Below are 14,628 nucleotides of genomic sequence, written 5' to 3' on the forward strand. Positions count from 1 at the left end.
TCCAATGTTAAATTACATAAACTAAGAATAATACAATGAGAACAATTAGATGCCAATTTTTAAATCTTCTCAGAAAGATAAAAACCATATTTAAAATAGAAAAATAATTAATAAAATAGGATAAAAGTATTTTTGATAATTACTTAGTGTTGATAGAAGACTATTGAATGACAATCTTAGATTTTTCTATAAACTAATTTTCTTTCCCTGAACCGGAAAGATATATTTTACTCCTAAAGTATTTTGAGGCAAAAGATTGAAGCTTATTAAAAGTGTTCAATTTTAGCATCGCATACTAATGGATGATTATTTATATTTCCATAAAACAATATATATCACAGGTTTTTATTTCAATAATAGCCTTATGTCAGCTACAACAAATCATCAACATAGACTATTTTAATGTTTTGTTAATGAGTTTATTATGAGGTTTAAGTAGTATTGAAGTAGTACTTTTCCTCTTTATCCTATATAAATTTGCACCAGAAAATTCATACAAATACCGGTCACTGTATGAAGTACGATTCTAAACACACAAGGATAAATTTACAGAACAAAAATTTGAAAAATTAAAACATTAATAACAAAGTAAATGAGAAAAAATATAATTATTGTCTCTACCATACTGATTTCAGGATTTGCTTTTTCACAGGTTGGAATGAATACACCAGATCCAAAAGCAACTCTGGATATCACGGCTAAAAATGCTACAGGAACATCAACTTCTACCGAAGGTATTTTAATCCCAAGGGTCGACAGACAAAGAGCCCAATCTATGCAAAATATAGAAGTTCCTACTTTAATCTATGTAAATAGTGTTTCCACAGGTTCCCAAACCGGAAATGCTATTAATATAGATAAGGTTGGGTACTATTACTATAAAGATAGTGCATGGATCAAATTAAATCAAGATCCAGAGATTAACACTAATATCTATAATTCTGATGGTACTCTTTCAGAAAACCGTACGGTTACACAAGGAAATAAATCATTAAAATTCATTGGATCTATAGAAAATTTATTTTCTGTAGATGGACTTACTCTATCTGTAGATGCAGCCCGTCATAGAGTTGGGATGGGAACCGAGACACCATCATCGATTTTATCTGTGGTGAATTCCAGACCAGGAAATACAGTTGACGCCTTTTCTGTTGGAATTAATAATTGCGGGTCAGCATGTGGACAGGGAACAGCAAGAAATATTAGTATATTCAATAAGAATGGAACTAATTCGCAGTTTGGAAGTATAGATTTTATTCCCTCAATAACAGCAGAAGGAATAACAGGAGCTTCAATCAGAGGAATAGATAGAAATGCACAAGATAATTCTGCAGGAATCCAGTTTCTTACCAGAAATGTCAACAGTTATGATGCAAGAATGACCATTAAATCTGCTGGCAATATTGGCATAGGAACTTCTACACCAAATTCCAGTGCATTAGTAGATATTTCTTCTACCACCCAAGGTTTTCTTCCTCCAAGATTAACAACAGCACAAAGAGATGCAATTGTGGGTAAAGCAGAAGGTTTAACGATCTACAATACAGACATGCATTGCATGCAATATTGGAATGCAACAATTTGGAAAGGTGATTGCTCTGATGCCGGACAGCCGGAAGTTGGTATTATTACAACATTAGATTGTACCGGAGCAACGAATAACGGAACGTTAACCAGCGGAACAGCTGCATCAGGAGTTTCTTCAGTAATCTCTTATACAGGAGGAAACGGAGGCTCTCATAATGGTCAGATTGTAACTTCTACAGGAGTTTCAGGATTAACTGCTACGTTGTCAGCAGGAAATTTTGCCAATGGAAACGGTACGTTAACCTATACCATTACAGGAACGCCTTCTTCTGCAGGGACAGCAACATTTGCACTCAATATCGGAGGACAAACTTGTAATATCACAAGAGCGATAAATACCGGAGCAGGAACTGTCACAACATTAGATTGTACCGGAGCAACGAATAATGGAACATTAACCAGCGGAACATCTGCATCAGGAGTTTCTTCAGTAATCTCTTATACAGGAGGGAACGGAGGTTCTCATAATGGTCAGATTGTAACTTCTACAGGAGTTTCAGGACTAACTGCTACCTTGTCAGCAGGAAATTTTGCCAATGGAAACGGAACTCTAACGTATACTATTACTGGAACTCCTTCCGGAGCGGGAACAGCAACATTTGCACTCAATATCGGAGGACAAAATTGTAATTTCACAAGAGCGATAAATACCGGAGCAGGAACTGTCACAACATTAGATTGTACGGGAGCAACGAATAACGGAACATTAACCAGCGGAACAGCTGCATCAGGAGTTTCATCAGTAATCTCTTACACAGGAGGAAATGGAGGCTCTCATAATGGTCAGATTGTAACTTCTACAGGAGTTTCAGGATTAACCGCTACGTTGTCAGCAGGAAATTTTGCCAATGGAAACGGAACTCTAACGTATACTATTACTGGAACTCCTTCCGGAGCAGGTAACGCAACTTTTGCGATTAATATCGGAGGGCAAACTTGTACATTAACAAGAACGATAGCTGCCGCAGCTGGAGCTATTGCAACATTGGATTGTGCAGGAGCTACAAATAACGGATTTACCTATCCAGGAATTCCAGCCCCAGCTGGTGTGACTTCTGTGATTTCTTATACTGGAGGAAATGGCGGTACTCATAGCGGACAAATAGTAGCTTCTACGGGCGTTACGGGACTAACAGCAACCTTGCTACCTGGAAGTTTTGCCAATGGAAACGGAAATTTAACCTATACAATTACAGGCACACCTTCAGGATTTGGCAATGCGCAATTTGCAATTAATATAGGGGGTGTAAGCTGTACATTAACTGTTCCTGTTGCAGAATATCCGGCTTATAAGTGTGAACAAGCGCCCGGAAGATTTGGACAACCTGATTATTCACCTTTATATATTGTATGTGGATATCAACCAGAAACCGGGCACGGATGTAGCAGTTCTGACCCAAATTGTTCTTATTTATTTATACCTACATTAGGAGAAAGTAGATGGGTACGTGCTCACTTATTTGCTTGTCCAGAAGGAACAGTTTGGAATCCAGTACAGCAACATTGTGCTTATCCTTAATATTTATTTTACCAGACAGAAAATATTGTCTGTCTGGTTTTTTTAAAATTTCTACACATAAAACCATATGAAAAATAATAAAACACAATTAATATATAAAAAAACAGTAATTGCTGTATTATTAGTAATTCCGTTTTTTACCTTACAGGCACAGACAAGTATTGCATCTCCAAGTACAATCACCCAAAATATCCAAGATAATATATCAACAAAATCTGTTGGCCTGTCGATCGATCATCTGATTTCACAAACCTCAAAAGTGTACACTAAACCGGAAGCTGAAAAAGCTGTACGATTTATTACGGATGAAATAGACTGGCAAACACTTTATACTTCAGGAAATTGGTCGAAGGTTATCACTTTATGGGTAGATCTTTACAGCAATCATATTAACGATGTTTTTGCCTTTACAGATGATTTTGAGAAGATTAGTAAAAAAATAACAGATCCGACTCAATATGCTGATTTTGCAAGAAAAACTGCTTTTGCTCTTACGAGACAGAACAGAGCACATTACATCAATTCTATAGCACCTCTTGTAAGAGATTCAGGAAAAATAAAAGACTTTAACGGCGTTCTGGCAGTTTATATGCAGGCTGCTCCGGGTACTTATGCTCCGGAACTTATTTTTAAAGTTCATGATAATAATGTTGTTTTAAAAAGTAAGGAGATGGCCAATGGAAATTTTTCCCAAACTATGCTTTTGTTCTATGCTTCGGGATGCGGACCTTGTGAGCATCTTCTTATGCAGATGCCTGATTATATGAATGATCTTAAAAATAAAAGGATCAGGATTATCTCTGTTTCTGCGGACCCAGATGAGAATACATTTGAAAATAAAGCAAAAGATCTTCCCTGGGAAGATAAATTCTGGGATTATGAAAATATAAAAGGAGAAAACTTTCAGAAATATGCGATTACAGGGACACCTACCATTTTCTTATTAGATAAAACAGGAAAAATTCTTGTAAGAACATCTTCTCTTGATGAGTTTTTAGATTATATAAATAAATCTAAGTAAAGAAAAATTTTGTTAAAACTAAGATAATGAAAACAATCATACATCAATTTTTAGTCCTTCTAAGAAAGATAAAAATTATATACAAAAACAGAAAAATACAAAATTATATAAAAGAGAAAGTTAAATCCAACCAATTGGATTAATTTGTTTTAGTGTTGACCGAAGATTATTAATGATCTTCGGTTTTTTTATTATATAAATGATGTTTGTACTTCATGAAATTAAAAATAAGAAGGAAATATGCATTCTTTTTTATAAATCAATTTTCTTCCCCTGAACCGGAAATATATATTTTACTCCTAAAGTATTTTGTTCTTTCAGTTGTTTTTTTATTCGTTCAATATTATTATCAACAGGCTTTAAATGGGTTATAATGATAGGAACCTGCTGTAATTTTTCGGGTTGACAATAGCTGTTCAGAATATTTAATTCAGACTGCAATAATTTTGGGGTAAGATGTCCAAATAAAGATTTATCCGGCTGTTCATTCGGAAAAGAAACTTCGATTAAAATACCTTTTAATTGTTGATTATTAACATAAGGAGCTATTTGTTTCCATAAATTCTGAAGCATATTGCTTTGCTCAATACTGTCACTGCCTGTATCACCAAGGTATAAAAGATAATCACTGTTGTGTCGTACAAGAAATGCTGTACTTTCGTATGGTTTTACATGGCTGAGAGGAAATGCAGTCACGTACATATCGGTATTGGGCATCGGTATTTCCTTGCCTGCATCCAGATTGATGATGCTGTATTTGTTTAAATGAGGAACTTCACCGGAGTCGGTAAAGTTAGCCCACGATTTCCATGAAAAATATTTATCTGTAAGGATTTCTGCTACCGAAGGAAGTGCGTAAATACTTTTTTTAGTATCGTCGGGACTATTTAAAATCAACCCACTTGCATGATCTAAGTGAGCATGAGAAATTAAATAACCTTTAATGTTTTCCTGTATTACCTGTAATGCTGATTTACCTTTAAAATTTCCCTTCTTTATGGCTTTTTCAATTCCGGAGCGTAATGTTCCGGCATCAAAATTTACATAATTTTCAGAGTTTGCAGGAGCCGCCATATAGCTTGATAGGTTGCTCTCTTCACCGCCACCATAGATGCCTAAAGGAATAACCTTAAAACTTTGCTGGGCTGAACAAATGATCGAAGAGGAAAAAATAATCAGCGTAAAAAAACATTTTCTCATATAGAATAGGTGCTATGAATGTGTTGATGATATTTTCAAACAAATAATATTGCAAATTTAAATTAAAAAATTACGAAAGACAAAAGTATGCACTGCATACTGGCAAAATACACAGCAGCACATTCACGAAAAACTGATAGAAAAGGCAAAAGGATATCTTACAACGACTAATTTTTCGGTTGCAGAAGTGGCTTATCAACTAGGTTTTGAGCATTCATAGTCTTTCAATAAATTATTTAAAAAGAAAACTGATACAACGCCGTTGAGTTATAAACAATCTTTTAATTAAAATCAATTTTATTCGCCATAAGGAAGATTCAGTTTGTGATTAACGAATTGATACATCTTTTCTCTGTCTTTCGGCATGGAAAGCATTGTTTTTAGTAATTCACTGGTTCCACTTTTGGAATTTTCTTTTATAAAACGTTGAAATTCCTGAAGATTTTCAGGGGTAAATCCACCATCGTCATTTTGTGTTGGCGTATTGTCGTAGCCTAAAAGATAAGCATATTTGTAGCCTTGAAGTTCTTCGTTGATTGTCTTATTCAACTTGGAAGTAGGGAAGTCCTCCAAAAAATTCTCGCGAACTTCAACACGTTTTGCCACATCACGCCACGGAATTGAGATGGAAGCATCCGACTGGAAAAGAATTTTATCTTCTTCCTTTATTATTTCCAGATACTTTTGATAATCTGCTGTCAGTTTTCCATTAAAAATATTAAAATAAAAACCGGGCAACATGCGAAGTTCTGTGTACGCTTCACCAACATCCCAAAACTCAATTCCTGTTTGGGTGTAAGAATCTACAGTCTTTTTGTATTTCTCGGGAACTTTTAAGGTAGATTTCTCGGTTTCAGGATTATAATTGTAAAATTCATAAAAGCTTTCTAATAAATGCACTTGTTTTATTCCTAATAATACCAGCGCAGAATCATTTTCCTTTTTATAATTTTCATAGATCAAATCATTCTTTTGTGACGATGAATTTTCCAAAATACTGATGATCTCGTTCTTCCGTTGTTGAAGATGGCTTAAAATTTCATTTTCTGACCGTAATGAATCCAAATAAACCGGAGGCAAAGAATAACTGCTTTGAGTTTTGGTAATTTTAATGTTTTCAGAAGGTTTTTCTATGCTTTTTTCTTCTTTTTTGCAAGAATATAGTAAAGAAATTATAATTAAGCTTAATGTAAATTTTTTCATAAATTATGTCTGATATTTATTTAAATAAGTTTCATAAATGCTTGTAAGCAAAATAGATAGTCGTTACATAAATATGAGTTTCCTAACAATCATTCATCTCATAATTTACCTGATCGTATTTTTCGTCATAAGCTTGTAATGTTTTGGTGTTGGTAGGAACTTCTTTAATAGTAACATTCAATTTTTTGTTTCCATCAGGGGAAATCCAGTATCCTTGAAGAGATGTTCCATTTTTTTTAACGCTGATAATTCCTGTAATTCCGCCTTCTACCATTACCAGACGGTTTTCTTCGTCGTCTGATATCTCCAGGTAAAGCCACTTACTTACGTTGTCATATTTATACATTCCGGTATAATGAGTTGTTGGACAACCGGAAATTTCTTCTATCAAATAGAATGTTACCGGAAATTTATCAATTGTTCCTTTGTAAAGATGTTTTTTAATTTCCTGTGCGCTCATTTTTCCGAAAGAAAACAGCATCAACAAAACAGCTGTGATTTTGAATTTCATAGTTTTTATTCTAATTAACAGATTATTATTTTTGCAAATATAATCCTTTAAAAGTAGCCTCACCAGGGATCGAACCTGGATCTAAAGTTTAGGAAACTTCTATTCTATCCATTGAACTATGAGGCCATTAGATGCTTAAAGTTACTAAATAAGAAAAAAATCAATTGGTTTTACGAACCCGATTCTAAAGAACAAATTTGGCAGATAAGACATTTTCTTATTAAAAGCATATCGGCAATACTGTACTTTATTTTTTATTTGAAATAATATTATCTTTAAAAATTATTAATTAATAAACTAGACTTGTTGTTATAAATGACAATGAAAGTATTAAATTTATATTTCTTTTTAACAATATTCAAATGCAGAACTTTAAAGTAAGATTTTTTTTAACTATTGTCTTTTTAACCTTTAATATGTGTGCTTTTGCACAGAATAATCAAGAAAAAAAGATTGACAGTCTTTCTCATTTGATTATAGATATGTATGCTAAAGGCAATTTTAATCAATATGTTATTTTAAAAAATACTACAGAACTGTACTATCTTTCTAAAGAAAATAAAAATGTTGATGCACAGCTTCTTTCTCTTTTTGAGGAAGCCAAAGTATATTTTATTAATGGTAGTATCGACATTGCCCTTTCGAAAATAAGTGAAGGTGTTGATCTGGCAAAATCTGAAAAAAAGTATAATTTTCTTTGCCGTTTTCTGCTGATCCATCAAAGATTACTCTTAGAACTTGATCATCTTCAAGCTTCGAAAGATATTTTAGCTAAAGCTATGGAATACAATAGTTTAATAGACTCAAAAGAAGATAGGGCAACGAATAATATTTACATTCTATTAGCAAAAGCTGATATTCTGGCAATTAATGATGCCAAGAAAGATAAAAACCAGATTATTGCTCTAAAAAAGCAAGCCTATACCAATGCTCAGAATCTTAATAATTCTAATATTCTAAAGACTATTACATTGATTTTTTCATCAGAATCTTTCTCTTTATCACTTATCTCTTATGGAATGACGGGTGAGGCTAAAAAATATTCTAAAGTTATCGATGATATTCTTACTCGTTATCCAAGTGATGCATTAAGATTTCAAAATTTAATGATAAAAGGTAAAATAGCAAATGCCGACAAAGAATATGCTGCGGCAATAGAATTTTATACTCAAGCTGCGGCAGTTGCAAAGAAAAATAAAAATTATTTTAAATTATATGAAGCTTATCCTTTGATTTCTGAATCTTATGATGGATTGAAGGATTATGAAAAATCTTCATTTTATTCAAAATCATATAAAAATCTTGTAGACAGTATTAATACTGTAAAGAAAAATTCTGGAGATGTAGCCTTGCTAAACAGCATAAATACAAAAATTTTAAGTCCGGAAGACAATAAAATTACTGTAAAATATATAATAATTTCAGTTTTGATCGTTTTGTTGGGTGCAATTGCATTTATTTTTTATAGAAAAAAAACTAAAAATAACGAAATTGATAGGGTAGATGTTCATGAAAAAAGTAATATTTCTGATGATAACCCTAATGAATTGAATGATGAATCTACGGTCACCAAAAAACTGATTGAATTAGCTAAAGATGATATCAATACATTCCACGTAGAATTCAGGAAAGTATATCCTACATTTTATAAAACCCTTCAGGAAAAATATCCGGAACTTAATATCTCTGATATTAACTTCTGCTCGCTTATAAAAATGAATTTCGGAATTAAGGAGATCGCACAGTTTACAAAATCAAGTGTGAGAGCTGTTGAAGCAAGAAAATACAGAATAAACAAAAAGATGCAATTGAAAAATCAAAATGAACTCTTTATTATTCTTTCAATGATTAATTAAAAAAAGTAGCACAAATTTACACAAGTTATTACCAAAATATCACATTTTTATTACCATACGGATATACTATCCTGATAATCATATTATTTCAAATTTGGAGTATAAATGCAGTAGCATAGTTTTTTTATGCTATCAATAATTTTGTACCAAGAGTTACAGTGAAATATACAAAGGAAAATATTTTTTTTCTACTGTTTTTTTACTGTATGATTATAAATAAACACTAAAATTAGAGGTAATGAAAAGAAAAATAAATTATTTGATTGAAGGCAAAAAACCTGAGATTTAACAGCCTTTATTCTTATCGTTCTATTTATTGATATCAAAAAACTACTACCGGTACACATTCGAGAAAAATCAGATTTGATTTTTTGAATTCTTAGTTAAAAAAATAATTAAACTTTTCCGTCGACTTAAAAAATCCTATGATGAAAAATACTTAGGATGAACAATCATGTCTTTACCTATCACAATTGAAATCTCAGTTAAAAAGGAGATTTATTACACAACACTTTAAAAAACAAATCAATGCAAAGGATTAAAAGGATTAAAAGAATATTTTTCCCTGTTATATTTTTTCTTTTTCATAATTGCTTTTATGCTCAAAAAAATTATAGAAAGAAAATTGACAGTATTAAGGGTTTAATAGAAAAAAGTTATCTAAAAGGAAATTTTGATGAGAATATTATTCTAAAGAATGTTACAGATCTTTATTATTTGTCACGTGAAAATAATTTTCAGGAAGGTCAGATTATTTCTCTTTTTGAGCAGGCAAAGATATATTTCATTAATGGTGATCTAAACAGAACTTTAGCGAAAATAAATGAAGGTATTGATCTTGCAAAATCAAAGAAAGACTACAATTCGCTTTGTCGTTTTCTTCTGATATATCAAGATTTACTTTTCAAAATTGATTATTTAAACAGCTCGAAACAAATCTTAACAAAAGCGCAAGAATATAATGATCTTGTAAAATCACATGAAGAGAAAAGTATAAATGATATTTATATTCTTCTTGGAAAGGCTGATCTATTGGCAATTAACGAAAATGTGATCAATATTAATGAAATTATATTATTAAAAAAACAAGCTTACACGGAAGCTTTAAAAATTAAAGACTCCAATAAACTGAAACGCCTGACGCTGATCTATACCCTTGAATCTCTTACTGAATCTCTCGTGAAATTTGGGAAAACACATGAAGCGAAAAAATATATAAATAATACGGATATACTTCTACGGGCTTATCCTAGTGAAGGTTTGGTGATTCAGAATTTAATTATAAAAGGAAATATCGAAAATGCAAATCAAAACTATGAAGAGGCCATAAAATATTTTTCTCTTGCCATTTCAAAAGCAAAAAAAAGTAGAAATGCTTATATTCTTTATGAAATCTATCCTCTGATCTCAGAGTCATATGAAGGGCTGAATTCTCCTGAAAAATCAAAAATTTATTGTCTGGCGTATAAACAGATTCTTGATAGTATTGATATTGTAAAAGATAGAACCAGTGACATCAATTATATTGACAGCATAGGATATAAGGTTCTCAATAAAAATAAACAAAATAGGGCTGTGAAATTCCTGCTCATTATTACCATCGTTATTTTAGGTATACTATCAATAATTATACTGTCAAAAATTAAATTGAAAACTAAAAAACAGGAATTAAATCTTCCAAAAACGGAAACCCTTCCTGAAATAGAATTTTCATCCGCAAAAGAAACAGAAACTACAAAAGAACTTGTTGTTCTTGCCAAAAAAGATATCAATACTTTTTATCTGGAGTTTCAAAAGCATTATCCTTCATTTTATAAAACACTTAAAGATGAGTATCCTGAACTTAATATATCTGATATTAATTTTTGCTCATTAATTAAGCTGAATTTTAGTATTAAAGAAATTGCACAGTTTACAAATTCTAGCCTAAGGGCTGCCCAAGCCAGAAAATATAGAATCAATAAAAAAATGCGACTTAAAAGCCAAAATGAATTATTTATAATCCTTTCAATCTTGAATAATTAGCACACACAAATTTACACAATCATAATAGAGTAAACAACCATTATATCACAAATTAATTTATAAATATTTGAAAATCAATTAATTAAAAAATAAGAGTAGCATTGCAGTAGTTATAATCCGGCTATTTTGGGGCTAAATTTGCAAAGTAATTGATCAAATACAATCCGCAATCAGACTAGTCATTTGGGATACGATTCTAAGAACACACACACAACAAAAAAAATTTAAAAATTCACTTAAAATTAAAAAGGAATGAAAAAAAACATAATCACTTTACTAGCGTTGACCACATCATCATTAGTTTTTAGTCAAGTAGGTATTAATACACCAACGCCAACTTCAACTATGGATATTGCAGCCAAAAATGCAACCGGAAAATCTACTAACATAGATGGTCTATTAATTCCTAGAGTAGACAGAGAGAGAGCACAGAGTATGACAGGCATACCGGTTTCCAATTTAATCTATGTAAATAATGTTGCTACAGGAACACAAACAGGACAAGCTAAGTATATTGATAAAAACGGATATTATTATTTTGATGGAAGCAATTGGATAAAACTTACAGCTGCCGCTGGTACCGATACAAGTATTTATAATCAAGATGGGATGATTTTAGCAAATCGTACCGTTCAAACAGGACCATTTAAATTAAATTTTGATACAACCAAGCAAAGTGGAATTAATATAAACACTTTAAAAGGAACGGCTTTTTCTGTGGACGGAATGAGTAACAGAGTAGGTATGGGAACAACTGCTCCATATGCATCATTACATGTTGCTGCGATTGAACCTAAAGGTACTTCCACATTGCCAGAAGGAGTGATAATGCCCAATGTAGACAGACAAAGAGCTCAATCTATGGTAAATGCTAGTGTTTCTACTATGCTTTATGTAGATGATATTACCACAGGAACGCAGACAGGAATAGCTATAAACATTGATGAAAAAGGATATTATTATTTTGATGGCAGCGTATGGGTAAAACTTAATTCTACAGCGAAAAATCTAAATTTATATAATTCAGACGGAGCTCTTTCTGATAACAGAATTGTGACACAGAATGATAAAACTTTATCTTTCACAGGAAATACAATAGATGCTTTTTCTATAGACGGAAATACATTTTCTGTTGATGCTAGAAATAATAGAATAGGGTTTGGTACTAAAACGCCACAGTCTCTATTTGAAATTGTAGCAGATAATAAAGGAGGTAATGCCGAAAATAATTTTTATTTTAAAGGATATGGAAGTTCAAAAGAACCCGCGCTTATTTTAGCTTCAGCAAATGGTACAGAAGCAATTCCTGCCAACTTAGTAAATGGAGATAATATTGGCTCAATTTATTTCAGCCCAAGATCCAACGATATTTTTAATGTTTCCACAGGATCGGCTATTAACTCTTATTATCGCGGAGATGGCGTTTCATTACTTACCGATCTTATATTTAAAACCTCAAATGCCGAAAGGTTACGTATAGATCCAGCAGGAAATATAGGTATTGGTACAAACGCACCAACAACTAAGTTGGACGTTCGTTCTGGAACACAGGGTGCTCTGAAAATTGTTGATGGTACTCAAGGTGTAGATAAAGTATTAACTTCAGATGCTAATGGTGTAGCTACATGGAAAAATATACCGGCATTTGGTTCTACAAATATTTATAACTCAAATGGAACTCTTAGCGGAAACCGTGTTGTAAATCAAGGTAGTAATACATTAGCCTTTAATTCTACAGCAGCAAACGGATTCTCAGTAGGAGGTACTAATCTTTCTGTAGACGGAACCAACAACAGAGTGGGAATAGGTACCATAACGCCTGCCTCTAAATTACATGTTGATGGTGGCGAATCTCGTTTTAGTTCAGGTACTTCAGCATGGGCATTATCTCCAACTACAGGTGGTACAACGGGCTCTTCAAACTCTTTTGAGATTGTTGATCGTGTAAAAAATATTAGAAGAATGATATTTAATGATAATGGAGATGTAACATTAGGAGGAGGAATGAGTGCAAATAATGTTGCCGGAGTATTATCTGTAAGATCGGGAAATAGTGTTGGTATCAATACAGGTGCTCCCGCATCAACATTGGATATTGTAGGAAATACTTTTGGACTAAGAAAAGCAAGTGGCAGTGGAAGTTGGGATAATATATGGTTAGATGTTAATAATGCATATGCTCCCTCTATAAATGCTGCAGGAGCAGAAACAGGATTACAGTTTAAAGTAGGAGCTAATACTGTGGGAACTTATGGTGATACAGGCCAAGTTATAACAACTGTAGCTACTATGACACCTAAAGGAAATGTAGGTATTGGTACTGAAACTCCGGCTACCAGCGCAATATTAGATCTTACTTCAACAAATAAAGGTTTCCTTCCTCCAAGAATGACAACGGTACAGAGAGATGCTCTAAATCCTAAACCTGCAGGTTTAATGATTTACAATACCGACCTGAACTGTATGCAATACTGGAATACAAGTCAGTGGAGAGGTGACTGTTCCGGTACTACTACTCCGGGAACTGTTTTAAGTTTAACCTGTACCTCAGCTACCAATACAGGTACATTAGCCAGCGGAACTATAGCTTCAAATGTTGCATCTACTATTCCTTACACAGGAGGAAACGGTGGTTCTCATGGAGGTCAGGCAGTAGCTTCAACAGGAGTAACCGGATTAACAGCTACATTATCAGCTGGAAGTTTTGTTAATGGTAACGGTACGCTTACTTATATCATCACAGGAGTTCCTTCAGGAATAGGGACAGCTAGTTTTGCAATTAATATAGGAGGTAAAACATGTACTATAACACGTCCGGTAGTTGCTGCGACAGGAATTGTTTCAAGTCTGAACTGTGCAGGTGCTACTAATGCAGGTACTTTAACAGGAGGAACAGCTGCTTCAGGAGTAACATCTACAATCTCTTATACAGGAGGAAATGCAGGTTCACACTCAGGGCAGACGGTATCTTCAACGGGTGTTACCGGGTTAACAGCAACTTTATCAGGCGGTAATTTTGCCAACGGAAACGGAACTCTTACTTATACTATTACAGGAACCCCTTCAGCTGCTGGTACAGCCAATTTCGCCATAAACATTGGAGGACAGACATGTACGCTTACAAGAAGTGTGAATGCACCGGCCGGTTCTGTTTCAGGAATAAACTGTGCGGGAGCTATTACCACAGGTACATTATTAGCAGGAAGTGCAGCATCAGGAGTTGTATCCACTATCTCTTATACAGGAGGAAATGGAGGTTCTCACTCAGGACAGACAGTGATTTCGACAGGTGTTGCAGGGTTAACAGCAACTTTAACAGCCGGAAGTTTCGCCAACGGAAACGGAACTCTTACTTATACTATCACAGGAACTCCAACATCAGCCGGACCAGCGAATTTTGCGGTTAATATCGGAGGAAAAACATGTACACTATCTATACCGGTAGAAGTAACAACATATGTTTGTAAAACTGAAGGTTTGTTCCCTGATCCGAATAATACAATGAAATATTATAGATGTATAAGAATTGATGGTGTCATGTATCAGTATTTTTGGACTTGTCCTCAAGGATCACATTATGATCCTATTCAACAAAGATGTATTATTGATTAGGAATAATAATGAGTATAAATAAAACTTAAGTTTTTAATAATAATTTCATTAGTGTTTGTGTTGAAGAATGCAGGGGTGAATAATTCCCAAGCCC

8 protein-coding genes, 1 tRNA gene and 1 pseudogene are annotated in these 14,628 nt (G+C 33.2%); 6 read left to right on the forward strand and 4 right to left on the reverse strand.

Going from position 1 to position 14,628, the window contains the following annotated elements; translation table 11 throughout:
- Positions 1 to 592: 592 nt before the first annotated feature.
- Together EG348_RS18110 and EG348_RS18115 are read left to right on the forward strand one after the other, a co-directional pair.
- Positions 593 to 3,106 carry a beta strand repeat-containing protein gene (locus EG348_RS18110; RefSeq protein WP_123984370.1) on the forward strand — a complete coding sequence of 838 codons (2,514 nt, stop codon included), beginning with the start codon at positions 593 to 595 and terminating at the stop codon, positions 3,104 to 3,106.
- A 67-nt stretch (positions 3,107 to 3,173) separates the two neighbouring features.
- Positions 3,174 to 4,127: a TlpA family protein disulfide reductase gene (locus EG348_RS18115; RefSeq protein ID WP_123984371.1), complete on the forward strand. Its 954-nt coding sequence runs from the start codon at positions 3,174 to 3,176 to the stop codon at positions 4,125 to 4,127.
- 252 nt (positions 4,128 to 4,379) lie between these two features.
- Here EG348_RS18115 and EG348_RS18120 read toward each other — a convergent pair whose 3' ends face one another.
- Entirely contained in the window at positions 4,380 to 5,327 is a 948-nt protein-coding gene (locus tag EG348_RS18120; RefSeq protein ID WP_123984372.1) for an MBL fold metallo-hydrolase, read from the reverse strand.
- 103 nt (positions 5,328 to 5,430) lie between these two features.
- On the opposite strand from EG348_RS18120, the pseudogene EG348_RS21935 reads away from it, so the two are divergent.
- Positions 5,431 to 5,616, forward strand: a pseudogene (locus EG348_RS21935) (helix-turn-helix domain-containing protein); the annotation flags it as partial.
- A gap of 8 nt (positions 5,617 to 5,624) precedes the next feature.
- On the opposite strand, the gene EG348_RS18130 reads toward EG348_RS21935, so the two are convergent.
- The 3 genes from EG348_RS18130 to EG348_RS18140 all read right to left on the reverse strand — a co-directional run bounded on the left by EG348_RS18130 (position 5,625) and on the right by EG348_RS18140 (position 7,167).
- Complete coding sequence (locus tag EG348_RS18130; RefSeq protein WP_123984373.1) at positions 5,625 to 6,530, reverse strand: hypothetical protein; 906 nt, start codon at positions 6,528 to 6,530, stop codon at positions 5,625 to 5,627.
- A gap of 82 nt (positions 6,531 to 6,612) precedes the next feature.
- Positions 6,613 to 7,041, reverse strand: a complete 429-nt coding sequence (locus EG348_RS18135; RefSeq protein ID WP_123984374.1) for a hypothetical protein — start codon at positions 7,039 to 7,041, stop codon at positions 6,613 to 6,615.
- A gap of 54 nt (positions 7,042 to 7,095) precedes the next feature.
- Positions 7,096 to 7,167: transfer RNA gene (locus EG348_RS18140), tRNA-Arg, on the reverse strand.
- Positions 7,168 to 7,403: 236 nt separating this feature from the next.
- On the opposite strand from EG348_RS18140, the gene EG348_RS18145 reads away from it, so the two are divergent.
- From EG348_RS18145 to EG348_RS18155, 3 genes are all read left to right on the forward strand, one after another.
- Entirely contained in the window at positions 7,404 to 8,897 is a 1,494-nt protein-coding gene (locus EG348_RS18145) for a hypothetical protein (RefSeq protein ID WP_123984375.1), read from the forward strand.
- Between the two features lie 528 nt (positions 8,898 to 9,425).
- Positions 9,426 to 10,922: a helix-turn-helix transcriptional regulator gene (locus EG348_RS18150; RefSeq protein ID WP_123984376.1), complete on the forward strand. Its 1,497-nt coding sequence runs from the start codon at positions 9,426 to 9,428 to the stop codon at positions 10,920 to 10,922.
- A gap of 252 nt (positions 10,923 to 11,174) precedes the next feature.
- Complete coding sequence (locus tag EG348_RS18155; protein WP_123984377.1) at positions 11,175 to 14,534, forward strand: chitin-binding domain-containing protein; 3,360 nt, start codon at positions 11,175 to 11,177, stop codon at positions 14,532 to 14,534.
- Positions 14,535 to 14,628: the final 94 nt, after the last annotated feature.

This window comes from Chryseobacterium sp. G0201 (genome assembly GCF_003815655.1).
Classification (GTDB): Bacteria; Bacteroidota; Bacteroidia; order Flavobacteriales; family Weeksellaceae; genus Chryseobacterium.

Bases quoted from the DNA above. Each gene is read 5' to 3' on its own strand.
- EG348_RS18110 (WP_123984370.1), top strand. From the start codon at position 593: ATGAGAAAAAATATAATTATTGTCTCTACCATACTGATTTCAGGATTT.
- EG348_RS18115 (WP_123984371.1), top strand. From the start codon at position 3,174: ATGAAAAATAATAAAACACAATTAATATATAAAAAAACAGTAATTGCT.
- EG348_RS18120 (WP_123984372.1), bottom strand. From the start codon at position 5,327: ATGAGAAAATGTTTTTTTACGCTGATTATTTTTTCCTCTTCGATCATT.
- EG348_RS18130 (WP_123984373.1), bottom strand. From the start codon at position 6,530: ATGAAAAAATTTACATTAAGCTTAATTATAATTTCTTTACTATATTCT.
- EG348_RS18135 (WP_123984374.1), bottom strand. From the start codon at position 7,041: ATGAAATTCAAAATCACAGCTGTTTTGTTGATGCTGTTTTCTTTCGGA.
- EG348_RS18145 (WP_123984375.1), top strand. From the start codon at position 7,404: ATGCAGAACTTTAAAGTAAGATTTTTTTTAACTATTGTCTTTTTAACC.
- EG348_RS18150 (WP_123984376.1), top strand. From the start codon at position 9,426: ATGCAAAGGATTAAAAGGATTAAAAGAATATTTTTCCCTGTTATATTT.
- EG348_RS18155 (WP_123984377.1), top strand. From the start codon at position 11,175: ATGAAAAAAAACATAATCACTTTACTAGCGTTGACCACATCATCATTA.